This is a genomic window from Shimia sp. R11_0, assembly GCF_017744035.1.
GTDB classification, from domain to species: Bacteria; Pseudomonadota; Alphaproteobacteria; order Rhodobacterales; family Rhodobacteraceae; genus Shimia; species Shimia marina.
Window position 1 is genome coordinate 1 of record NZ_JAGHQY010000015.1, and the last position, 22,143, is coordinate 22,143.

General features: G+C 56.2%; 21 protein-coding genes and 1 pseudogene. 4 read left to right on the forward strand and 18 right to left on the reverse strand.

Features of this window, described 5'->3' with window-relative positions:
- Window positions 1-215: 215 nt before the first annotated feature.
- Together J7382_RS19310 and J7382_RS19315 are read right to left on the reverse strand one after the other, a co-directional pair.
- Entirely contained in the window at window positions 216-1,487 is a 1,272-nt protein-coding gene (locus J7382_RS19310) for a HipA domain-containing protein (RefSeq protein WP_247745125.1), read from the reverse strand.
- Window positions 1,488-1,525: 38 nt separating this feature from the next.
- Window positions 1,526-1,780 carry a helix-turn-helix transcriptional regulator gene (locus J7382_RS19315; protein WP_209070630.1) on the reverse strand — a complete coding sequence of 85 codons (255 nt, stop codon included), beginning with the start codon at window positions 1,778-1,780 and terminating at the stop codon, window positions 1,526-1,528.
- 447 nt (window positions 1,781-2,227) lie between these two features.
- Here J7382_RS19315 and J7382_RS19320 point away from each other — a divergent pair, with 447 nt between their 5' ends.
- Window positions 2,228-3,094: a LysR family transcriptional regulator gene (locus tag J7382_RS19320; protein WP_209070631.1), complete on the forward strand. Its 867-nt coding sequence runs from the start codon at window positions 2,228-2,230 to the stop codon at window positions 3,092-3,094.
- Here J7382_RS19320 and J7382_RS19325 read toward each other — a convergent pair.
- From J7382_RS19325 to J7382_RS19390, 14 genes are all read right to left on the reverse strand, one after another.
- Window positions 3,054-5,114 carry an ABC transporter permease subunit gene (locus J7382_RS19325; protein ID WP_209070632.1) on the reverse strand — a complete coding sequence of 687 codons (2,061 nt, stop codon included), beginning with the start codon at window positions 5,112-5,114 and terminating at the stop codon, window positions 3,054-3,056. The two genes, J7382_RS19320 and J7382_RS19325, sit on opposite strands and share 41 nt — an antisense overlap.
- Window positions 5,107-6,162, reverse strand: coding sequence for an ATP-binding cassette domain-containing protein (locus J7382_RS19330; RefSeq protein ID WP_348540055.1), 1,056 nt, complete (start codon window positions 6,160-6,162; stop codon window positions 5,107-5,109). The genes J7382_RS19325 and J7382_RS19330 overlap by 8 nt, the downstream gene beginning before the upstream one ends.
- An 80-nt stretch (window positions 6,163-6,242) precedes the next feature.
- The gene (locus J7382_RS19335) at window positions 6,243-7,199 is read right to left on the reverse strand and encodes an ABC transporter substrate-binding protein (protein WP_209070634.1); all 957 of its coding nucleotides are present in this window, start codon (window positions 7,197-7,199) and stop codon (window positions 6,243-6,245) included.
- A 38-nt stretch (window positions 7,200-7,237) separates the two neighbouring features.
- A complete protein-coding gene (locus J7382_RS19340; RefSeq protein ID WP_209070635.1) occupies window positions 7,238-8,878 on the reverse strand; it encodes a choline dehydrogenase in 1,641 nt (546 codons plus the stop codon).
- Between the two features lies 1 nt (window position 8,879).
- The gene (locus J7382_RS19345) at window positions 8,880-10,376 is read right to left on the reverse strand and encodes an NAD-dependent succinate-semialdehyde dehydrogenase (protein WP_348540056.1); all 1,497 of its coding nucleotides are present in this window, start codon (window positions 10,374-10,376) and stop codon (window positions 8,880-8,882) included.
- A gap of 173 nt (window positions 10,377-10,549) precedes the next feature.
- A complete protein-coding gene (locus tag J7382_RS19350; protein ID WP_209070636.1) occupies window positions 10,550-11,326 on the reverse strand; it encodes an alpha/beta hydrolase in 777 nt (258 codons plus the stop codon).
- 8 nt (window positions 11,327-11,334) lie between these two features.
- On the reverse strand, window positions 11,335-11,529 hold the full coding sequence (locus tag J7382_RS19355) for a 2-hydroxymuconate tautomerase (protein ID WP_209070637.1): 195 nt from the start codon (window positions 11,527-11,529) through the stop codon (window positions 11,335-11,337).
- Between the two features lie 17 nt (window positions 11,530-11,546).
- Window positions 11,547-12,047, reverse strand: a complete 501-nt coding sequence (locus J7382_RS19360) for a flavin reductase family protein (protein WP_247745126.1) — start codon at window positions 12,045-12,047, stop codon at window positions 11,547-11,549.
- 5 nt (window positions 12,048-12,052) lie between these two features.
- On the reverse strand, window positions 12,053-13,102 hold the full coding sequence (locus J7382_RS19365) for an LLM class flavin-dependent oxidoreductase (RefSeq protein WP_209070638.1): 1,050 nt from the start codon (window positions 13,100-13,102) through the stop codon (window positions 12,053-12,055).
- A gap of 215 nt (window positions 13,103-13,317) precedes the next feature.
- The gene (locus tag J7382_RS19370; RefSeq protein ID WP_209070639.1) at window positions 13,318-13,953 is read right to left on the reverse strand and encodes a TetR family transcriptional regulator; all 636 of its coding nucleotides are present in this window, start codon (window positions 13,951-13,953) and stop codon (window positions 13,318-13,320) included.
- Window positions 13,954-13,974: 21 nt separating this feature from the next.
- On the reverse strand, window positions 13,975-14,784 hold the full coding sequence (locus J7382_RS19375) for an ABC transporter permease (RefSeq protein WP_209070640.1): 810 nt from the start codon (window positions 14,782-14,784) through the stop codon (window positions 13,975-13,977).
- Between the two features lie 2 nt (window positions 14,785-14,786).
- Complete coding sequence (locus J7382_RS19380) at window positions 14,787-15,515, reverse strand: ABC transporter permease subunit (protein WP_209070641.1); 729 nt, start codon at window positions 15,513-15,515, stop codon at window positions 14,787-14,789.
- A gap of 61 nt (window positions 15,516-15,576) precedes the next feature.
- On the reverse strand, window positions 15,577-16,350 hold the full coding sequence (locus J7382_RS19385; RefSeq protein WP_209070642.1) for a transporter substrate-binding domain-containing protein: 774 nt from the start codon (window positions 16,348-16,350) through the stop codon (window positions 15,577-15,579).
- A gap of 42 nt (window positions 16,351-16,392) precedes the next feature.
- A complete protein-coding gene (locus J7382_RS19390; protein WP_209070643.1) occupies window positions 16,393-17,190 on the reverse strand; it encodes an ATP-binding cassette domain-containing protein in 798 nt (265 codons plus the stop codon).
- A 163-nt stretch (window positions 17,191-17,353) separates the two neighbouring features.
- On the opposite strand from J7382_RS19390, the gene J7382_RS19395 reads away from it, so the two are divergent.
- Both J7382_RS19395 and J7382_RS19400 read left to right on the forward strand, forming a co-directional pair.
- Entirely contained in the window at window positions 17,354-18,529 is a 1,176-nt protein-coding gene (locus J7382_RS19395) for a pyridoxal phosphate-dependent aminotransferase (protein WP_209070644.1), read from the forward strand.
- Window positions 18,526-20,118: a 5-guanidino-2-oxopentanoate decarboxylase gene (locus J7382_RS19400; RefSeq protein ID WP_209070645.1), complete on the forward strand. Its 1,593-nt coding sequence runs from the start codon at window positions 18,526-18,528 to the stop codon at window positions 20,116-20,118. Before J7382_RS19395 ends, J7382_RS19400 begins: the two co-directional genes overlap by 4 nt.
- A 12-nt stretch (window positions 20,119-20,130) precedes the next feature.
- Here J7382_RS19400 and J7382_RS19405 read toward each other — a convergent pair whose 3' ends face one another.
- Window positions 20,131-20,607 carry a transposase gene (locus tag J7382_RS19405; protein WP_209070646.1) on the reverse strand — a complete coding sequence of 159 codons (477 nt, stop codon included), beginning with the start codon at window positions 20,605-20,607 and terminating at the stop codon, window positions 20,131-20,133.
- A 408-nt stretch (window positions 20,608-21,015) separates the two neighbouring features.
- On the opposite strand from J7382_RS19405, the gene J7382_RS20170 reads away from it, so the two are divergent.
- A complete protein-coding gene (locus J7382_RS20170; RefSeq protein ID WP_280638135.1) occupies window positions 21,016-21,147 on the forward strand; it encodes a hypothetical protein in 132 nt (43 codons plus the stop codon).
- Window positions 21,148-21,732: 585 nt separating this feature from the next.
- Here the strand turns inward: J7382_RS20170 and J7382_RS19415 are convergent.
- Window positions 21,733-21,999, reverse strand: a pseudogene (locus J7382_RS19415) (DUF1190 domain-containing protein); the annotation flags it as partial.
- Window positions 22,000-22,143 lie beyond the last annotated feature (144 nt).

Consider the following 22,143-nt stretch of genomic DNA (forward strand, 5'->3'; position numbering starts at 1 on the left):
GGAAGAAAGGTTCAAGACGCGCCATCTGCGCATCCGTCAGCCAGAAAAGATCAGACATGGTCACCACTCGATTTTCAAACCGTGAATCACGCAGACAAACGGAAATCAATGGGTCCTGACCCTAGGCCTTCAACATCCAAACCACCTTTGCGAAAGCCCACACGACTATTGCTGCACGAAATCCAGAACACCCATGGATCCTCTGCGTATAGAGCTTAGGCGCTGACAAAGTCCTGCAAGATGTGCATGCGATTTTTAGCAAGTTCCAGAATGGGGCTCGCTACGCGATCGGGAATACTCTCGGGCAAGTCGGTTGCGGCTGCGTTTATGGCGTGGTGACCTCGTTCGGCCAATTCGGTGACAGCTTGGTTGAACACATGTGGCGGAATGCCGGCACGGGCAGCGCTTTGGGCAAAATGCCTCGGGTGGATCTGATCCATTCGGTAGCGGCGTTTGTCACCAACGGAGATAGCCATGCGAATGTCTTTGGCACGCAGACCGCCAGAGGCATCATGTGGCGCGGCGCTGAGGATGTCGTAAAGCGGGGTCATGCGATAGCCATCCTTGAGCATTTCAATAGAGAAGTTTTTGGCGTGGCCGTCAGTGGCTTGCAGGAGCCAGAATACAACTTGCGCTTTCACAAGCATCCCCATGTCGTTTTCGCGCGCGGCGGACCCTTTGGTCAGGGCAGCGCAGTCTTCGAAATTTGGCCCGCCATGTTCTTGATACTTTTGTGCGGAGTCCAACCCCATAGCCTGTAGGAAATCTTCTTGGGGCATACGCAACAAGCGTCCGTCGCTTTGGCGTGCTCTGCGATCAAATCGCGTGACGATTAACGCCTTCTGGTCCTCAAACGTGCCGATGGCGGCGTCATTCACTGGCAACCCCAGAAAGCGGGTGAGCCTGAGGCAGAGGTATTCGTTTTCCACGCTATCGGACATATCGATGTGCTGACTCACCACGCCCATGGGACGCTTGAAAATATGCGTGGTTGGAGTCATTCCAAGGGGACGATGCCATGTACCGTCTTTGCGGAAATAGGCGGTTTTTTCCTGTGCGCCTGCGAGTGAGATACGAAAGGGCTCTCCATCGCGCATGCCTAAAGGGGAAGTGGCCAGGCTCCGCAGTGTGTCGGCAATTTGCGCGTCGGTTTGTGAACTGCTGTCATAGGCAAAAGGATCCCCAGGGTCTTCACCGCGAGGCACGAACTGCATGGCGCCGACGCAATCACGGCCAATCACCGAGAGCAGATCATGGGGCCTGGCAGAGCGGGCTTCTGTGCGTTCAGCCAGTTTACGGCGCAGATCAGTGTTGTCGGGTAATAGGTTTTCAAAAACGGCGGCCACCGCATCGCCGCGTTGAATGCGATCTGTCATTGGCAGTTGGCGGGAGACCGCAAAGCCGTTACTCAGCCAATCTGGGTCATATTGGAAGCTGATTCCTGTCTTGGTAGAGGCGCTATAGTCGCCCACGCGCCGGCCATTCATCCAGACGTCCAAATGCCTCTTGCTGCTGGGGCGAACCATCAGAAAATATCCTCAACCGATTGGGGGCCGGAGCTGCCGGGGCTGATTTCCTGAGCCCGCAAATCGTGACCAAGGGCGGCGAGGAGAGCAATTACAGAAGAGATGCGCGGCTCGCTGGCGCCGTTCTCGATACGATTGACATGTTTTTCCGCCAAACCCGCACGCGCGCCCAGTTCTGCCTGCGTCCAGCGTTTTTTCTGACGCGTGGTGCGTACAAAGACGGCAAGATCAGAGGAACTGCGCAGAGCCTGCATTTTGGTAATCCTTTTGGGGTTTTACACTAATACACCAAAAGGATTACTTTGTCAAAAAATACCAAAAGGATTACTTGCATGCCGGGCACGTGACTGTCGGGACACTATGGCATGCGAGCAGGGCTGCGTTGGAAATATGTTATCGCATAAATTACCATAATATTACCTATGCGAATCATGGTCCGAAGCAATCATTCGCTTAGAATGATGGCCGTATCAGGCATTGGCTTACTCAGAATAAAGTTGTTGGCAGGTGCAGGTTTTCATGCATGGGGTCATGTCGCGGCGCTAAAGCCAAGGCGCAGGATGCCCAATGTGCGAATCTTTAGGCGTTGGCATCGGAGCTGAATAAAAACAGGGGGGCTTTGATCCAATTTCTGTGCTTGTGATTGCAAACAATCAAAATTACCAGTTCCTTATAAAGAAAATTTAAAACTTGGAGCTGAAATGAACGTCACCTTTGCGCAGACTTTCCTCGAAGTTGTTAAAGTCGGCAATCTCAACCGCGCCGCAGGACGTTTGAATGTCACGGAATCCACTGTGACCACGCGGATCAATGCTCTTGAAAATCTCTTAGGGCAGAAACTTCTGATCCGCAGCCGTAGTGGGGCGGAGCTGACCTCTGCCGGGTTCAAGTTTCTGCGCTATGCGGAAATTATGTCTCAGGCCTGGGGACAGGCCCGCCAGGAACTGTCACTGAGCAAAGAATTCAAAAGTGTCTGCAATGTGGGATGCCATTTTGATCTCTGGGAAGGTGCTGGCCGGATCTGGGCGGATCAGCTGCGTGAAAACCATCCTGAAGTGGCTTTGTCATTTTGGGCCGGAGACGTGGAGGACATAGAGCGCTGGCTGTCCACGGGGCTTGTGGATGTGGCGTTGATGTTTGATGCGGCTGTGTCAGGCAGTTGGCATGTGGAGCGTTTGTTTGCAGATCGCTTGATCCAGGTTTGTAACCAGCCGCGCAGCTTTATGGAGTGGGATCCTGGATATGTTTATGTGGACCTCGGAGCGGAGTTCCGGCGGCTGCATGCTGAAGCATTTTCAGTGGCGCGCACTCCGGTGATCACGATCAGCTCTAGTAGCTGGGCTATTGATTACCTGCTGAAATGGGGGGGCTCTGGTTATGCCCCTGCCCGCATGGTGCAGCAACATTTGGAGGCTGAGCGTTTATTTCAGGTGGCGGATACGCCAGAATTCACCCGCACAGCATATTTGGTGTCTCGTCCCGATGTTGGCGAGGACTGGCCGTGGTTCCAGTCCTCGATTGAGACACTCAGGGCCCAGATTGACCCTGCTGACGTGCCAGAGCGCTGATAAAGGTCCGGTCAACACAGATCGCAATGGCCGCAATGGCGCAGCCTGCCATAATACCCAGCCCGGCATCCGCCTTGCCAAGCGCAACGTAGACCTCTTGTCCCAGCCCCCGCGACCCGACCAGAGCTGCAACGGCCAGCATCGCCAGCGCATACATCACCGCCTGATTGATCCCCAGCATGATCTGGCGCTGCGCGGTGGGCAACTTGACCAGAAACAACAGCTGCAAAGGTGTGCACCCTGTGCTGATCCCAGCTTCGATCATTGTATCCGGTAAATCGCGCAGCCCACGATCCGTGTAGCGTATCATGGGCGCAATCGCATAGGAAATGATCGCCAGAAAGGCGCTGAAATCCCCCACCTGAAAGAACATCACCACTGGGATCAACAGGACAAAGGGCGGGATGGTCTGCAACAGGTCCAATATGGGCCGGATCACCGCAGAGACCGCATCTGACTGCGCTGCGAGTACGCCAATCCCCCCACCCACAACAATGCAAAAGGCAATGGCAGACAGGCAGATGTACACCGAGAACATCGCTGGTCCCCACAGATTGGCCAGCAGGATCCCCCCAAGTGTGCCCACCCATAGTAGCGCCACACGCCAGCCTCCGGCCCAAAAACCAACCGCCGAGGCAATGGCAATTGTGGCAGGCCATGGCAACCCGGTGGTGCCGGTAAAAAGGAAGCCTCCCGCCAGCACCGCAACACTGCCCGCCAACAGACTGTGGCGCCACGCCAGCAGCGCTCCAATCAGCGCCACAAGCCCCCAATAGGTCACTTGCAACAGCGGCGTAAACGCAAAACCCCATGTGAAGGGCGATATGGTTTTCTCTAGTCCAATGCGCACTGGCAAAAGGAAATAGTAAATTGCGCTGGTTTTCAGCCAATCCGTAAAGCTGCCAACCGAAACGCTGAAGTGCGCCACAAAGCTGTTGATCTGCTCTGCTGGCGTAAAGCGGCCCTCGACTGGTCCGACCTGCGCCAGACCGGTCAGGGCCAGCCCCCAGACAACAGCCATCATCCCCAGTACCATCAGGGCGAAACGGCTTAGGGGTATGGACGATGCCGCATGGCTGCGGGCCTGCAAAGCAAAACCACGAGTGATCCGATCCAGCAAAATGGCAATCAAGGTGATGATCACCCCTGCCATCAGGCTTTCCCCAAATTGGGCTCGGCGCATATTGCGCAGCACTTCCCAGCCGATATCCTCAAACCCGCCAATGATGGCGGCAAACACCACCATGCTCAGCACCGCCATAATGGTTTGGTTCAGCCCGATCAAAAGTTGCGGCAGCGCCGTAGGCACCTCGATCAACCAGAACCGCTTGCTGGGGGAGCAACCCGTTATGGCTGCGACTTCGTGCAAGTCCTCCGGCACCAGATCCAGCCCCAGCTTTGTGTTCCGCGCCATCGGGGGGATGGCGTAGATCGCACTGGCGATCAGACCAACCACTGGTCCAAAGCCAAACAGCACAATCAGTGGCACCAGATAGGCAAAGGCGGGTGCGGTCTGCATGAAATCGAGCATAGGTGTGAAAACCATGGACAGACGGCGGCTCTTGTTCATCAGGATGCCAATCCCAAGCCCCGCCAGTGTCGACAGTGGGAAGGCCACGCTGACCAACGCCACCGAGTTCAGGCTTTCCACCCAATAGCCTGAGATGTGGATGTAGAGGCAGGAGAGCGCACAAAACAGCGCCAGTTTCACGCCGCCTGCGCGCAGAGCCACCGCCACAAATGCAACGGTCAGAACCTGCCAAGGCACGGCCTGCAGCCCATCGCGAATGGCGCGCATAGGCCATTCCAGACAGGTCGACAGCGCGCGAAACAACGGTGAGGCCACATCCAGAAGAGCCCCGATCACCACATTGATCATCTCGCTGAAGGCAACAGTCCACTGTGCGGGAAACGTCAACATCCACGGCAATTGGCTGCGCAAGAGCAGCACACTGAGGGTTAAGGCGACTGCACCCAAAAAGCCTACAACGGCACGTCTCGAATGAGTCTGATCAGTCATTCTGTGCGCCCTGCCCCGTCAGAACATGTAGGTCATCGCGGGAAATCACCCCCAAGACATCGCCTTTATCGCCCACCACGTGCAGATCGGCGTGTCCAGACAAGAAGTGACCAATGGCTAGTTCCAGCGGATCTGAGGGGGCCACAGTGGGTGCGTCCTCTGTTGCTGTGCCTGATTTCATCAGATCGGATACATGTAAAATGCGGCTGGTTGGCACATCGGACACAAAGTCGCGCACATAGTCGTCAGCTGGTGACAGGATGATTTCACGCGGGGTGCCGATCTGCACAAGCTGCCCGTCCCGCATGATCGCGATGCGATCTCCCAGCCGGGCGGCCTCAAGAAAATCATGGGTCACAAAAACGATGGTTTTGCCAAGCGTGGTCTGCAGACGCAGAAATTCATCCTGCATCTGGCGCCGGATCAGCGGATCAAGCGCTGAAAATGGCTCATCCAGGAACCAAAGGGCCGGGTCGGAAATCAGGGAGCGGGCAATGCCGACACGCTGTTGCTGCCCTCCTGAGAGCTCATGGGGGAAATTGTCTTTGCGCTCTGTAAGCCCCACCAGATCGAGCAACTCATCCGCGCGAGCATGGCGCGCCGCCTTTGGCACATTCTGCACCCGCAGAGGAAAGGCCACATTGTCGCGCGCATTCAAATGCCCCAACAGGCCAAAGCTCTGAAACACCATGCCAAAACTGTTGCGACGCAGCTCCGTCAAGGCGCGGTCTTTCAGCGTCAGAATGTTCTGCCCCTCAAAAGAAACTTCTCCCGCAGACAGCTCCACAAGACGTGACATACAGCGCAACAACGTGGATTTGCCCGACCCTGACAGCCCCATGATCATCAGGATCTCTCCGCGTTTCACATCCAGCGAGACATCACAGATTGCCGGCAAGCTGCCATTCTCCCGCGCCTGCGCGATAACCTTTTCTTTTGAAAGGCTTCTAGTGGCTTGACCAAACCCATCCGGGGCGTCACCGAACACTTTCCAAAGGTTGCGGCATTCTAAAATCACGTCTTTTTGCGGGGCTGAGGCGTCTTTCACTTCTGGCTTTCCTGTCAACAAAAGGGAACGGAACGGGCGCGCGCATGGCGGGCCCGTTCCCATATTTGATCCGCTGCGGTTTACTGCGCAGCGTCGATCCAGGAGGTCCAGCTGGCCTCATTTTCAGCCAGCCAATGCGCGACGGCCTCATCCACAGATTTGCCCTGCTGGTCGACCATGTTGATCAGTTCGATCTGTTGCTCGTTGGAAATCTCCAGCGCACTCAGAAGCGCATGCGCACCGGGCCATTTGTCAGCCATGCCAGCCCAGGCCACCTTGCGCACATCGCCGCGCTGGAAATCACAATCAAAGGTGGCGTTCGGGTTCACGCCAACCGAAGGATCATCTTCACAGCCCGCCTCAAAGGGCGGCAGTGTGACAGGACGCAGATCATATTCGGAGAAAGACCAATGCGGGCTGAAGAACATCACCAACAAAGGCGTCTTGCGGGTGAAAGCAGTCTTGATTTCGGCCACCAGAGCCCCTTCGCTGCCAGCCGGGATCGACGTAAACGGCAGCTCCAAACCGGTCAGACGGTCACGGTTGGATGTGCCCCAATCCGCCGGATAATCCACCAGACGTCCCTCAGGGATAGTCTCCGGAGTTGCAAAGACATGCGGACAGCTTTTCAGCGCTTCCCAATCCGGCAACCCGGGGCAGAGCTCTTCGACATGGGCGGGGTAGAACCAGGTTTCCAGCGGCACAATGCCAAGGCTGCCGATGTCGGTCACATTGCCGGAGTCGATCGCGATGTCATAGGCATCTGCGATGTTGGTGGTCCAGATTTCCAGCGCCGCCGTCACCGTGTTGTCCTGCAACGCGGTCATCTGCGGGAAATACCCGGCGGTGACATATTCGACGTTGTAGCCCATCTTGCCCAGCAGAGCGCCAGCGATGTTGGTGGTCAGAACCTGCCCGGTCCATTCGTTGATGGTCAGCTTGATCGGATCGCTGGATTCTGCCTCTGCCAAGGCAGCGGTGCCAAGCGCAAGGCCAAGCGCCGCTGAAGAGAGTGCCTTAAAGATCCCTGTGGTCATTCATTTCTCCGTTGTTGAGGTCAGCTTCTTGGTTTTTGTCAGGCCGACTTATTTTGAAAGAACTCTGTATGTTGCGGCGCCAGCGGGTTCCGCCCGCGCACATGATCCGCGATTTTCTCAGCCATCATGATGGTCGGGATATTGATGTTGGCAGAAACGATGGTCGGCATGATCGAGGCATCCACCACCCGCAGCCCTTCCATGCCGTGCACACGCCCCTGCCCGTCCACGACAGACATGTCATCCTGGCCCATTTTGCAGGTGCAGCTGGGGTGATGTGAGGTCTCGCCTTTGGCGCGCCCAAAGGCGTCAAGCGCCGCATCGCTGGTGGCATCCGCTCCCGGTGCAATCTCTGCCCCGCGAAATTCGTCAAACGCCTTCTGCACCGCAAACTCACGTGTCATGGCCACCGCATCGCGGATTTCCTGCCGGTCATCCGCATTAGACAGGTGGTTGAAACGCAGCTTTGGCGACGCCATGGGATCAGCGGAGGCCAGCCGCACCCAGCCGGTGCTGCGCGGGCGCATTTGGCTGATGTGGAACTGAAAACCGTGGCCTTTTATCTTCTCCAGCCCGTCATAGCTGACAGCGATCGGCGCAAAATGGTGTTGCATATTCGGGAAATCGACCCCGTCATGGGTGCGGAAAAATGTCCCCGTTTCCCAGATGTTTGACGCCCCGACCCCTTTGCGCAGAAACAGCCATTCCGCCCCGGTACGAAGTTTGCCCAAAGGCGTTGTCGCCGAGTAAAACGACACAGGCTTTAGACAGTGATACTGCACCAGATAGTCCAGGTGATCCTGTAGGTTTTCGCCCACGCCCGGCAGGTGCTGGATTGTGTCAATCCCGTGTTCCGCCAGCTCTTCGCGCGAGCCGATGCCGGACAGCTTCAACAACTGCGGCGAGTTGATGGCCCCCGCTGACAGGATCACCTCTTGCTCCGCAAAAGCCCGCTTGGTTTCGCCTTTTTCCACATACTCCACACCGATGGCGCGCAGCCCATCAAACAGAATACGCGTGACACGCACCTTCACGGTCAGCGTAATCCGGCCAGATTGCCGCGCCGGATGCAGGTAGCAATGCGCCACCGAACTGCGCCGCCCGTTGTGGGTCGACCGTTCCATCCGGAACACCCCCTCCTGACGGTAGCCGTTCACATCATCCGTATAGGCATGGCCCGCCTGTTGGCCGGCCTCCAGAAAGGCCTCAAACAGCGGATTTTTGCACTCCGGGATCGTGACCTTGATCGGGCCATCCTTGCCGCGAAAATACCCGTCATGGGCGCTGCTTTCCAGCTTGCGGAAGTACGGCAGGCAATGGGCATAGGACCAGTCTTCCAGTCCCACACGGGCCGCCCAGCCCTCATAGTCCAGCGGGTTGCCCCGCAAATGCACCATGCCATTGATCGAAGACGAGCCGCCCACAACCCGCCCCCGCGGGTAGTAGACGCGGCGATTGTCCAGATGCGGCTCCGGTTCGGAATAATAAGCCCAGTTGAACCGCTCGTTTTCCAGAGGAATGGCCAGCGCGGCGGGCATCCGCAGCTCATAAAGGCTGCGGTCCATCGGCCCGGCTTCCAGCACAAGAATATTGGTATCAGCATCCTCGCTCAGGCGGCTGGCAATCACGCCCCCCGCCGAACCGGAGCCTATGACAATGTGAGAGTACTCTTTTGCCATATCAGGGCGCCATCAACGCATATTTGGATTCGAGATATTCCTCGATCCCCTCGCGCCCGCCTTCCCGGCCAATACCGGATTCCTTGACGCCACCAAAAGGCGCAATCTCATTGCCCAGAGCACAGGTGTTCACACCGACCATGCCAAATTCCAGAGCGTCTTTCACGCGCCACATGCGGGCGCTGTCTTGGGTATAGAAATAAGAGGCCAGCCCGTATTCCGTGCTGTTGGCAATCGCGATTGCCTCTTCTTCGGTCTCAAACGGAATCAGCGCCGCCACGGGGCCGAAGACCTCGGTGCCGGTGATCTGCATCTCAGCGGTGATACCGGTCATAACCGTGGGCAGATAATGCTTGGGCATGTCCTCAGCAGTGGTGCCACCGCACAGCACTCTCGCCCCGTCAGCCACCGCGCTGTCCACCAGATTTTGCACTTTGCTCAAAGACGCATCATTGATCAGCGGGCCCAGCTCACATTGGTTCAGCCCATGGCCGACCTTCAACGCCTCGGCGCGTTTGGCAAAAGCCTCTGCAAATTTTTCATAAACGCCGCGTTGCACCAGCACCCGGTTTGTTGCAGTGCAGACCTGCCCCGCATTGCGGTATTTGCACACCATCAGCCCGTCGATGGCTTTGTCCAGATCCGCATCATCAAACACAATGAAAGGCGCGTTGCCACCGAGCTCCATAGAGGCTTTCTTCACGGTTCCCGCGCATTGCGCGAGCAGCAGCTTGCCCACGGAGGTGGACCCAGTGAAAGACACTTTGCGCACCCTATCACTGCCGGTGAACACGCCCCCAATAGCCGGTGCGTCCTTGCCGATCACCACATTAATCACCCCTGCCGGAATTCCGGCACGCGCTGCCAATTCGGTCAGGGCCAGTGCCGAAAGAGGCGTTTCATCGGAAGGTTTGACAACAATGGTACAGCCCGCCGCCAAAGCCGGGGCCACCTTGCGCGCCAGCATGGCAGATGGGAAATTCCACGGCGTGATCGCCGCCACCACGCCCACCGGTTCACGGGTCACAATGGCCTGCGCCTCTGGCACCAGCGAGGGCAGGATTGCGCCTTCGATGCGCTTGGCCTCTTCCGCGTACCATTTGATGTAGGAATTGCCATAGGCGATCTCAGCCAGAGATTCCGCCAGCGGTTTACCATTCTCGAGCGTCAGGATCTCGGCCAGCGCCTCCTTGTGGCGCTCAACCAGCGCACACCACGCCTCAAGCAGCGCAGCCCGCTGACGTGGCGGCGTCACCTTCCAGCCCGCCAGTGCATTTTCCGCAGCCCGAACTGCAGCTTCGGCCTGTACCGCACCGTGATCTGCCACATGACACAAAACCTCAAGGGTCGCGGGGTCCAACACAGGAAACGTCGCGCCCCCGCTGGTTTCAACCCAATCTCCGTCGATGAATGATCCGGTTTTCAAAAGGTCCAGCGCAATGGCTTGGTCCAGAGCAGCGCCCACAGTGGCGTCATTGAACGTGGTGGCGATAGTCACAAATGTTCCCTCTTCCTACGAGCCGCCGAACACAACTCATGCGTTTGTCGGAAAAGGGTATGATCCGGTGCATGATTTGGTACAGCGAGTTTTATGAAATGTCAGGTTCGACTTTTTCAAATTAAATAGCCGAAGTGGATACCGCACAGACCGCGCGGTATCCGAGGATGGCCTCAGTCCAGAGACTGTATGAAGCGGACCAGATGTTGGGCCACATTGGCCCCATCTTCCAGCATGATGGAGTGTTTGAGCTCCGGCAGGGTCACCAACTCTGAGTTTTCGAGCTCCGCATCAATCAATGTGTTCAGGCGCGGATTGCAGCCACCATCCTTTTCACCGGTCAAAACTAGACAAGGATGTTTGACCTCATGCAACCACGGCAGCATCTCTGTGCCAGCATAGATGCGGAACACATTCATGAAAATCTCACCAGACATGCCTGTGACCTGATCCATGCGCCGTTGAACCACCTCAGGATGGTGCTCAAGGAACCCATCAGTATACCAGCGGTCTTTCAGCGTAGGCAGGATATTGGCAATGCCTTTTTCTTCCATCGCACGGACCACAGCCCAGACATTCTTGCTGTCTTGTTCGGTTCGGCCCGCTGCTGTCGAAAGTAGCCCGATGGAGAGCACCCGATCAGGATATTTACGCGCATAAGCTGGTCCGATCATGCCACCCAGTGAATGGCCCGCAAAATGAGCTTTCTCGATCCCAAGCTTGGCGCGCAACGCTTCCAGATCCGCAACCAGCTCCTCCAGGCCAAATTCACCATCCGGCAGAGGAGACGTGCCGTGGCCACGCAGATCATAGCTAATCACGGTGAAATGCGAGGTCAGAATAGGCATGGCAAACCGCCATGTGTCCCGCGCCGCCCCAATCCCATGGATCAGGAACAGGGGCGGGCCTTCGCCCTCAACGGTATAAGCGCAGTCAATCACATCTGTCATGGCGCGCCTCAATCCGGATACAGGTCACAGCACAATTCGCCTGCGGACCCCCAGTCTTCCTTTTCAACTTCGGTGATAACCACCGCCAGCCCCTTTGGCGTGCCACCACAGGTGCGCACAAAGGCCTCTGTGACCTCTTTGACCATTTCGCGTTTTTGGTCGCGGGTGCGGCCCTTAAACATCTCAACCCGAATGATTGGCATGTGTTTCCTTTCAAGTTTTATGCGTGAGGGAGGACGCGGTGAAACCGACCGTCCATATAGGTGAGCGGTGCAGTGTCGCCCTCAAAGATATCGGTGACATGGCCGATCAGGATCAGATGGCTGCCTTGTTCAAACGATGCCCCAAGCGCACAGTGAAAAGCTGTGGAACCCGCCAATACCGGACAGATCGTTTCTGTTGTCAGTAGGTCGATCCCGTCAAAACGGTCCCTCAACTCTGCATCCTGCGCACCGGCAAACCGCCCTGCCATATCAGCGCAGGTTTCCGGCAGCACATTCACGCAGTAGCTTCCGTTTTCCACCACAGCGCGGGCGATGCGGCTGTCTGCACGCAGACAGATCAGCACCGAAGGCGGATCGGCTGACAGCGAATTGAAGGCGCTGACCGTGGCCCCATGGCGCCCCGCGGCGCCATCTGTTGTCACCACGGTCACGCTTGACGCCACCTGCCGCATCGCGCCGATAAAACGATCCCTTTCCACCGCAGTTATTCCGCTCATATAGCTCACTCTGCGGCCTCACGCTTGCTCTTCATCGCAGGAGAGAAATGCGGGGCAATCTCCTCAGCGAACTGCTGAATTGTGTCCAGCGTTTCGTTCTGAGACAGGCCAAAATTGCAGCTCAGGATGAAACGGTCGATGCCGAGGTCTGCGTATACGCCCAGCTTGTCGACGATCTCCTGCACCGACCCAATCATCAGGCTGTCATCCAGCTCTTGACGGGTCTGCTTGCGGGGCAGCTGTTTGATCAGGCCATTTTTCACCTCACCGGGGCCGGTGAAGACATTGTCAAACCGGGCATAATAGGACTCGGCCTGGTCGATGAAACGGGTCCGCTGCGCCTCGGAATTACTGATGAAACCAAGCCGCGACAAAGACAGCGTCAGATGTGAACCCGCGTCGCCCAGCTCGTCCTTGGCACGGTTGAAACCTGCCACCTGATCCAGCAGAAGCTGATGCTGGCCCGCCAGCGGCGTAGTCTGAATGTGGAATCCCCGCTTGGTGCAATGATAGATGCCATCAGGATTGAGCACCGCCATCATCATCTGTGGGCCACCAGGCGTGATCGGGCGCGGCATTATCGTGATCGGGTCAAACTTATAGTATTTGCCATCCGCGCTGACCTCTTCTTCGGTCAGCAGTTTTTGCAACAGGTCGAGGGATTCGTTGAATTTGTCCTGTGTTTCGGCCATCGGAACACCAATGCGTTCCATTTCGTAAGCAAAGGCACCACGGCCTACACCCAACATCAGGCGACCCTTGGTAAAGATGTCAGCACAAACAACCTCTCCGGCGTAGACGCGCATGTCATGCAACGGCAACACAACAATAGAGGTGATGATTTTTACATTGTCCGTGTGCTGCGCAATCTGGGTGGCAAATTGCAGCGGTGCAGGCATCATCAGAATGTTTACCAGATGGTGCTCAGTCACGGAGACAGAGTCATACCCAAGGCGATCGGCCAGAACGGCTTGCTCCAGCATGTCATTAAAAACGCGATCCCCACCATATGATTTGTCCGGGTAATAGGGGCTAAGCTGAACACAGAATTCCATTGTCACCTCCTTGGGTTAGAGTGTCGTTCCCAAGAGTGTGGCAGAAGGCTATTCACGAAGAAATTGAATTTATAGACGATTTAAATTTGACAAAATCAAACTAATTGAGTGAGCACACGGCATCGCTGGCCGTATGGCCTCAGGGGCATTTTTGGTGAGGGACGTCCTGACTGTTTGTGGCGTATTTCCGTCGCGGTGCGCTGAATCTTTACGGCTCAATCTCGCTGTGCTGGCAGCGACACCCCGAGAACAGCGGCAACAGCATCAATGCCGGCCTGCGCCAGTTCTGGCCCTTTCAGTTCATCGACACCGAGGCAGGCCTCGATCCACAGACCATCAATCACGGCATTGACCTTTACTACCATCAATGAAAGCGCGACTTCATCCAAAGGCTTTTCAGCCTGTTCCAACGTTTGTGTCACCAGATCGGTGAGCACTTGCCTATACCGCCAAAACCCCTGTTCATGCAGGTCGCGCATGCGTAGGTCAAACAGCACTTTACCCACAAAATTCGACCAAAACGCCAGATAGTGCGGGCTGACGAATGGGTCACTCAGACTAGCTTTGACAAAGGCGAAAAGCTTGTCTGCGGGATCGGGGCCTGCCTGTTCCGCCGCCACACGGGCGTGTTTGGTCATATCGGCGGTGATCGTTGTATAGGTTGCCTCGATCAGCTCATCCTTGTTTCGGAAGTAGTGACGAATCAACCCAAAGGTGACTCCGGCAAATTCGGCGATGTCGCGGATGGTGGTGCCTTCGAGCCCATTTTGCGCCACACAGCGATAGGTCGCATCAATCAGGGTGTCATAACGTTCTTGCCGACTGAGCCGTTTCTTCGCTTGCTTCGTCATGCCTGCTCGTCACCTTCGGTACTAGACTCTGCGCCGTCGCGTCTTCTTTTCAAAGTGGCCAAAGACGCCCACGATCCCTGCGGCCAGTACGATATAGATCAGGGCCAAGAGTAACAACGGTTCATAAGTGATATAGGTGTCACTGCGGATACGCGAAATGACCCCATAGGCGTCAAAAACCGTGATCGTTGCGACCAAAGGTGTGGATTTCAGCTGTAACACCACTTCTCCCGCCAGCGTTGGCAAGACCCTCTGAACGGCGCGGGGCAGCCAAATACGGCGCAGGATTTTGAAACGGGGCATGCCATAGGCCCGCGCCGCTTCCAGTTCTCCTCTGGGCACACCGGCGAAAGCCCCCCGCATGATTTCCCCTTCATAGCCTGCAAAAGACATGGTGAGCGCCAAGAGCGCATAGGGCCACGCTTCGCGCAGATAGGGCCACATCCAAGAGCCCCGAATTTCTGGAATATGCGGGAACAGCGATCCCAGTCCATAATACAGGAAAAAGATCTGGATCAGCAGAGGCGTGCCCCGGATTACTGTGCAATAGGCCGCAGCCAGTTTTGCCAGCGGCCATGGACCAACCACCTGCGCCAGGCCGATTGGGATTGCGAGCAACATGCCAAGGACGACGGACACCGCCAAGAGCCAGACCGTTGTGCAAATTCCTTGTGCAATCATCGGCGCATATTTGGGTAGCCAATCCCAACGCATCGTCACAGCCAGCGTCACGAGCAGTGCAGCAAACACCACCCCCATGCCAATCCTGTGCCGTGGAATGCCGCGCAAGCGCGTAAGCCATTGGGAAGAAACCTCAACATGGTCTGACATCTTCAGCCCTCCAGTGCCGGCATGCCACGGCGGCTGCGCTTTTCCAGCCAGCGGATGCCGTGCATCGACAGCAAGGTCACCGACAAATAAATCCCGGCTGCGACGGCATAGAATGTGAAATAGGATTTGGTCGCACCAGCTGCCTGTTTCGTGGTCAGTGTCAGTTCTGAGAACCCCACAATCGATAGCAGCGCCGTATCCTTTGTTGCAATCAACCACAGGTTTGCCAATCCGGGCAGCGCATATGGCAGCATTGCACTCAGTGTGATCCGGCGCAGCACCATCAGGGGAGGCATGCCAAATGCACGAGCGGCTTCCAGCTGCCCTGCAGGAATGGCGTTGATCGCGCCTCTGATCACTTCAGTGGTATAGGCCCCCTGTACGATTCCGATCACATAGATACCGGCAATCAGGCCGTTGATTTCAATGGGCCCGATGCCAAGTTGACCGAGGACCAGATTGATGAGTGAATTTCCTGCATAGTAGAGCAGAAGGATCAGCACCAGTTCAGGAACTGCGCGAACGACGGTGGTGTAAATCTCCAGTAGATCCCGAAGGACTGGGCCGCCGTATAGTTTGCCAAATGCACCCGCAATACCAATCAGGATGCCCAGGCCATAGCCACCCAGGGCAGTTTGCAAGGTCGCCAGCAAGCCACGCCAGAGCGCGCCGCCCCAGCTGTCCATCGCAAGCAATTGAGCCGTCTCGGGGCCCAGAAGAAATTCCAGCATGATACCTCTTGATCAAAGATGCCCCCGGCGGGCAGGGCTGCCGGGGGCAAAAGGGCTGCGATCAGTCGCCGTAGATGTCGAAGTCAAAATGCTTCGCGGTGATCTCCGCGTAGGTCCCATTTTCGAGCAGGGCCGTGATGGCGGCGTTGATGCGTGCCTTCAGATCATCGCTGCCCTTGCGGAGGCCAACACCGGTGCCGCGACCGAGGATGTCGGGATCATGTGCGGCGGTGCCTTTTAACTCACAGCAATCCTGCCCCTCGTCAGATCCCAAAAAACCCGACAGCGCCAGAGAGTCCGCCAGCGTGGCATCAATACGACCAGACACCAGATCCTGATTGACTTCATCAAAGGTCTGATACTCGCGGATCTTGGCGTCAGGATAGTGCTTCTGAGCATAAGCCAAGTGAATGGTAGAGGTTTGCAGACCTATGATTTTATCAGAGAGGCCCTCTGGACTGGCATCCATTTCAAGCTCTTTTGCCCCGACAACATAGGCGGGCGTCTGATAGTATTTATTCGAAAAATCGATGGTTTTCTCACGTTCCGCCGTAATCGACATAGAGGCCATGATGGCGTCAATCTTTTCACCGGTGAGCGCGGGGATTACCCCCTCCCAAGGCACCGGCGTGATCACGCATTCGGCTTTGATTTCTGCACAAAGAGCTCCGATGAAGTCAATTTCCCACCCTGACCAGTTGCCATTGGCATCTGGTGTGGCAAAGGGGGGGTAAGGTTCTGCAGCGACGCCAATGCGCAGCTCTTCCGCCAGCGCCGCAGATCCTGCACCGCAGAGCGCGACCGCAGCGGCCAGAGTCTTCAGATTGGTTTTCATTTTTGCTCCCTGTTTTCTGAATGGTTGTTGTAAAAAGTTGGATCACCTGATGGAGTGCAGAAATTTCTGCAATCTCTCTGACCTCGGGGCGCTGAAAATCTGATCCGACGCGCCTTCTTCTTCGATGCGCCCTTGGTGTAGAAAAATCACCCGGTCTGCCACCTCTCTGGCAAAGGCCATTTCGTGGGTGACCAACATCATGGTGCGGCCTTCCCCCGCGATATCTTTGATGACCTTCAACACCTCTCCGACCAGCTCTGGATCGAGGGCAGAGGTGGGTTCGTCAAACAGCATTGCGCTGGGTTCGACGGCCAGCGCGCGGGCAATTGCAGCACGCTGTTGCTGGCCACCGGACAGGAATGATGGGTATGCATGGCGTTTTTCATAGAGGCCCACACGGCGCAGCATGTCTTCGGCGGTGGCAATGGCCTGATCGCGGGGTTGCCCAAGCACATGCACGGGCACTTCGATCACATTGTGCAAGATGTCCATATGCTGCCAAAGGTTGAAGCCCTGAAACACCATGGCGAGGTTGGTACGAATGCGTTCAACCTGTTTGCGGTCCGCAGGTTCCAATCCCCGGTGGGATGTTTTCAGCTTAATCTCTTCGCCTGAGATCAGGATCTGCCCAGAATTGGGCTGTTCGAGCAAATTAATGCACCGCAGAAACGTGGATTTACCGGAACCGGAGCCACCGATAATGGCAATCACCTCACCATCGCGTGCAGTAACGGAAATCCCTTTGAGTACCTCAAGATCACCGTAGTTCTTGCGCAGATCACGCACCTCAATGGCAGGCGCGCGCGGATCGTTTGCGGCATGTGGATGAGGTGCACGCATGGGCTCTCCTGTGTCATGTCGCACAAGTTATTTTTGCACAACTGTATACTTTACATTTGTACAATAGGCAGGCCATATCAAACGAAGCAACAGTTTTTTCGCACGCCGCGATCCGGTGCGTCTTCAAACGCGCTAATCCGCACAGTGCGACAAGGAGACAGCAGTGAAATACGGCGACATAACCGAAAGACTGGCCAACCTGGGCGGGGATAAGTGGGCGGTTCATCTGAAAGCGCTTAAAATGAAGGCAGAAGGGGCGGATGTTGTGATTGCCTCCATTGGTGAGCCAGAAATCCCGCCCAGCCCAGCTTTGGTGCAAGGCTGTCAGGAGGCGCTGACGGCTGGGCGAGTTGGGTACTCAAATGGACAGGGGGAGGAAAACCTGCTGCGCATTCTGGCCGAGCGGTATAGCGCGCGCAGCGGCCGGCCGATTACCCCGGCCAATGTGATGACCGTCCCTGGCACCCAGACTGCGTTGTATCTCACATTGATGGGGCTGTTGAACCCCGACGATGAAGTCTTGGTGGGGGATCCTTTCTATGTGTCTTATGAGGGGGTTGTGGCTGCACCGGGAGGCCGCTTTGTGTCGGTGCCGATGTCCTCTGAAAACGGATTTCGCTTGCAGGCTGCCGACATCGCGCGCCATATCACGCCCCGCAGTCGCGTCATCCTGCTGACGACACCGCACAACCCCACCGGATCAGTTCTGCGCCCCGACGACATCCGTGCCATTGGCGATCTGGCGCAGCAGCATGATCTATGGATCATCAGTGATGAAGTTTATGCGGAGCTGGTGTTTGACGACGCGTTCACGTCGCCATTGGATTTCCCAGATCTGGCAGAACGCAGTATTGTGGTCTCTTCAATTTCAAAGTCTCACGCGGCACCGGGGTTCCGCAGCGGTTGGATTGTGGCGCCTGAGGCATTTGTATCTCGTGTGCTGCCTCTGTCTGAAACCATCCTTTTTGGTAATCAACCCTTCATTGCAGACGCAACCGAAGCTGCTTTATGTGCGCCCAACACCACGGCGCAGACCATGCGTGAGAGTTATCGCCGTCGGGCTCAGATGTTGGTAGATGGTCTTGCCAGCCTGCCCGGGGTACACGCGCGCCTGCCAGATGCGGGCATGTTTGTGATGCTCGACATACGTAACACTGGGCGCAGTGGAGAAGACTTTGCAAAAGAGCTGTTGGCGCGTGAAGCTGTTTCCGTATTGCCGGGGGAAGTTTTTGGGATGCAGGGCGCAGGTTTTTTACGCATCAGCCTGACCATCACTGATACAGACATGGAGCGTGTCGTGCGCGGCTTGGCAAATATTCTGAATGGAGTTTCGGCATGAAAACGGTTGGCGTGGCTATGGTGGAAATGCTGGAACAGCTGGAGACAGAGGTCGTCTTCGGCATTCCCGGCGCACATACGATTGAGCTTTATCGAGGGTTGGCTGCTTCGCGCATTCGCCACATCACACCACGTCACGAACAGGGTGCGGGTTTCATGGCGGACGGCTACGCCCGCGTCAGCGGCAAGCCAGGTGTCTGCTTGCTCATCACAGGCCCTGGGCTCACAAACGCGCTCACTGCCATGGCGCAAGCCATGCAGGATTCCATTCCGATGCTTGTGATCACAGGGGTGAATCCCCCCGAAAGTTTTGGACATGGACGCGGTTTACTCCATGAATTGCCCGACCAACAGGGTCTGATCCGCGCGATGACACCGCATACTTATAGCCTGCGCAGCGCTGAGGACCTGCCGGGGGCCCTGCGCGCCGCTTTTGATGTCTTTGAAAGCGATCGTCCCGGGCCAGTACATATTGAGATCCCCACTGATTTGATGTCTGCACCGATGCCAGATTATACGATACCACCGCCGTCTAGGCGGACCCCAACAGCCGATGAGACCGCGGTGCAGGCGGCGGCAGAGCTAATCCGGCAGGCCAAAGCGCCGCTGCTTCTTGCCGGTGGGGGTTGCAATGGTGCCGGAGATGAGGTCCTGAAATTTGCCGAACAAATTGACGCACCTGTGATTTCCACCGCCAATGCCCGGGCAGCACTAGGTGGGCATCGGCTACATGTGCCGGCCTCTGCCTCACTTCCCGCAGTCCGAGACGTCATTGCATCGGCGGATCTAGTGATTGCGCTTGGAACAGAAATGGGCGCGACGGATTATGACGCCTATATGGATGGCGGTTTTCCGATTTTGCAGCACTTCATCCGCGTGGATGTCGATGCGGTCCGTTTTACGCAGGTGCCTGCCTGTGATGTCAGCTTGCATGGGCATGCTGCGCAGACGCTCGCAGAGATCCGCGCCTTGTTGCCTTCCGCTATGGGGGGAACAGGAGACGCGCGCGCCGGCGCGCTCCGAGCTGCAGTCGCGTCTGTATCTGATTCTGCAATGGCTGCTGATCTTGCGGTACTGAAAGCGGTGACAGACGCCTTGCCGGGCGGCATTATTGTCGGGGATTCAACGCAACTGGTGTATTCCGGCAATCTGTTTTTGCCGATGGCTCACAGCCTTCTGGGGTGGTTCAACTCTGCAACGGGATACGGCACCCTCGGTTATGCACCGCCTGCTGCCGTTGGGGCCTCATTGGCCCGCCCTGATGTGCCGGTGGTTTGCCTTGTCGGAGATGGTGGACTGCAATTCAGCATCGCGGAATTGGCCGCCGCCAAAGATGCGAAAACTCCAGTGGTGTTCCTAGTCTGGAACAACGCCGGATATCGAGAGATCGAGACCTACATGATCGACGCCGAGATTGCGCCCATTGGGATTGATCCCTCCTGCCCTGATCTTATGAAGATTGCAGCGGCTTATGACATGCCGGGCAGTCGTGTTGAAGACCTTGAAACGCTAAAAGCTACACTAGCTGACGTTAAACATGCCTCAGGCCCGATCCTGATCGAATGCGTTGTTTCGCAAGAGGGCTTCTAGCAACTGTATCTCTCAGAGGGTCTTCGCAGACCATTTATGTCCTGATTTGATAAGAGCGTTGACGATGGTCACGAGCTTTCGAGCCACAGCGTTGATGACGAGCTTGTGCGGTTTACCTGCGTCGCGCAAACGATCAGCGAGGGTTTTCAAGGCCGGATTGTGGTGGCTTGCAACCAGAACGGCCTGGAAAATCAGGTGTCTGAGTCGCCTTCGCCCTCCGCCGATGGCGTGCTTTCTACCCATAGCAACGCTGTCGTGTGCAAGGCGTGTGAGCGCGGCGGCCTGTGCGCATGTAATCTGCCCAAGTTCAGACATCTCGGCGATTAATATCGTGCTGGCGACAGAGCCAACACTGGGAACAGAACGCTGGATGCCAGCCGCCCTAGCGAGGCTCTCATCCGTAGCTATGATGTGTTCAATCTGGATTTCAGGCTCAACAATCTGGCGGTCTAGCAAGGTTCTCAAATCAGCGTCGAGGTTTTCAAACATGTCGGCCGATCCCAGTTTCTCATGTGCCTTGATCTGAGTGAGAAGCCGCTTTCATGTCACTACGATCTGCCCACACTTAGACACCAATGCTCTGAGAAGGCGTATCGTTTTATGTGGCAGGCGACGACCTGCATCATGTCTAAACACCATGAAACGGGCGATGAGTTCCGCGTCGATCCGAGCCGGTTTGGCGTGCCTGCACTGACTGGCTAGGAAGGCTTTGATCTGGGCGGGTGGTAGCTGCCGGGTCGCGATCCCTGCGGCATCCAATGTGGCCCATAGTCTCCATTCCTGGCCACCCGTTGCCTCGAAGCAAACCAGCGCGCTTTTACAGAGAGCCATCTCGCTCAGTCGCCCATGCCCTCCCTCTGTGTTTGGCAATCGTCGTCTTTGATTGCATGGCAAGCAATGAACATCCAGCCAATCAAAACTGACGTGTATCTCACATGGTTCTATGAACACGTGGCCAAGAAGCTTCCGTTTTCGCGGTATGACGAGCTGTTGCCTTGGAAATTCAAGAAGAAGGAAGACGACGAATGATCTGACCTTCTGCCGCCATCTCAACTCCAAAATGATTTCAGCCCCGCAGTAAGGGGCTGAAATGACCAACAGGCATGATCTAACGCCATCGCTTAGAGATGGTGATGATTCATGGCGGCTGAAAAAGCGGAGCACGGACTTTCGCTGCGTTCGGCGTCAATGGCAGCAATGCAAAAAAACGGGCTTTGGAAGGTTTTGCTTCTGGCTCAAAGCGGAGCACTCTGCTCGCCGAACTGCAGGTCAGTTAACTGAACGATGTTGATTGGACGAGCCTTCTACACGTAAAAAAGTTAGTCGATAGATATCGCGCATAAGTTGATAGGTTCTGTTAGCGCATCCTGGTTAAGCCAATTTTCTCTAACCAAAGAGCTCAATTAATGCGAGATATCAAAGGACCTTCATGTTCTTTTCACCAAGCTCTCGATGTGACGCAAAAGATCAATCTGCCTTGGGCGCTTCAACCGCCAAACGAGCCGCTTCGAGACCCAAATCCACTGCGGGATGCTACTGTTGTGCGCGTTTGGATTCTTGGTGGTGCTTTGACAACTTTGGGATTGTGCGGGCGATGCTTGTCCGTGTCGTGCCCTAGCGTCCATTTTCCATATAGCGCACAAACCCGCCTCCGGTTGTGTAGTACCGTCGACGATCCTTTTCCCGATACACCGGACGCACAAGATTGGAGACAACCTGACCCGCAATTGCTCCAGTCACGAGATACCCCAGTGGCGACGGTGAGTAGTAGACAGGGGATGCAGACGACACTGCCGAGCGACCGTGCTCTGATTCACAGAGGCTCATCGAATTATATCTGGGTGCGGTTGCATCATGGACGCGCAGACCTTCGGTCAATAGTGGCGCACAATCGAGATAGCGACAGGCCCATCAGCAGGCCATGCTTGCGGCCGCCGACGAAGAGGTGAAGCTGGTGTCAGGGGAAGCGCTGGAAGACAAAATCAAGGCTTTGGAAAATCCAGCACGCAATGACGTGCAAGCTCT

Excerpts from the sequence above, each read along its gene's own strand:
- J7382_RS19310 (WP_247745125.1), bottom strand. The coding sequence starts at position 1,487 with ATGAATGGCCGGCGCGTGGGCGACTATAGCGCCTCTACCAAGACAGGA.
- J7382_RS19315 (WP_209070630.1), bottom strand. The coding sequence starts at position 1,780 with ATGCAGGCTCTGCGCAGTTCCTCTGATCTTGCCGTCTTTGTACGCACC.
- J7382_RS19320 (WP_209070631.1), top strand. The coding sequence starts at position 2,228 with ATGAACGTCACCTTTGCGCAGACTTTCCTCGAAGTTGTTAAAGTCGGC.
- J7382_RS19325 (WP_209070632.1), bottom strand. The coding sequence starts at position 5,114 with ATGACTGATCAGACTCATTCGAGACGTGCCGTTGTAGGCTTTTTGGGT.
- J7382_RS19335 (WP_209070634.1), bottom strand. The coding sequence starts at position 7,199 with ATGACCACAGGGATCTTTAAGGCACTCTCTTCAGCGGCGCTTGGCCTT.
- J7382_RS19340 (WP_209070635.1), bottom strand. The coding sequence starts at position 8,878 with ATGGCAAAAGAGTACTCTCACATTGTCATAGGCTCCGGTTCGGCGGGG.
- J7382_RS19350 (WP_209070636.1), bottom strand. The coding sequence starts at position 11,326 with ATGACAGATGTGATTGACTGCGCTTATACCGTTGAGGGCGAAGGCCCG.
- J7382_RS19355 (WP_209070637.1), bottom strand. The coding sequence starts at position 11,529 with ATGCCAATCATTCGGGTTGAGATGTTTAAGGGCCGCACCCGCGACCAA.
- J7382_RS19360 (WP_247745126.1), bottom strand. The coding sequence starts at position 12,047 with ATGAGCGGAATAACTGCGGTGGAAAGGGATCGTTTTATCGGCGCGATG.
- J7382_RS19365 (WP_209070638.1), bottom strand. The coding sequence starts at position 13,102 with ATGGAATTCTGTGTTCAGCTTAGCCCCTATTACCCGGACAAATCATAT.
- J7382_RS19370 (WP_209070639.1), bottom strand. The coding sequence starts at position 13,953 with ATGACGAAGCAAGCGAAGAAACGGCTCAGTCGGCAAGAACGTTATGAC.
- J7382_RS19375 (WP_209070640.1), bottom strand. The coding sequence starts at position 14,784 with ATGTCAGACCATGTTGAGGTTTCTTCCCAATGGCTTACGCGCTTGCGC.
- J7382_RS19380 (WP_209070641.1), bottom strand. The coding sequence starts at position 15,515 with ATGCTGGAATTTCTTCTGGGCCCCGAGACGGCTCAATTGCTTGCGATG.
- J7382_RS19385 (WP_209070642.1), bottom strand. The coding sequence starts at position 16,350 with ATGAAAACCAATCTGAAGACTCTGGCCGCTGCGGTCGCGCTCTGCGGT.
- J7382_RS19390 (WP_209070643.1), bottom strand. The coding sequence starts at position 17,190 with ATGCGTGCACCTCATCCACATGCCGCAAACGATCCGCGCGCGCCTGCC.
- J7382_RS19400 (WP_209070645.1), top strand. The coding sequence starts at position 18,526 with ATGAAAACGGTTGGCGTGGCTATGGTGGAAATGCTGGAACAGCTGGAG.
- J7382_RS19405 (WP_209070646.1), bottom strand. The coding sequence starts at position 20,607 with ATGTTTGAAAACCTCGACGCTGATTTGAGAACCTTGCTAGACCGCCAG.
- J7382_RS20170 (WP_280638135.1), top strand. The coding sequence starts at position 21,016 with ATGAACATCCAGCCAATCAAAACTGACGTGTATCTCACATGGTTCTAT.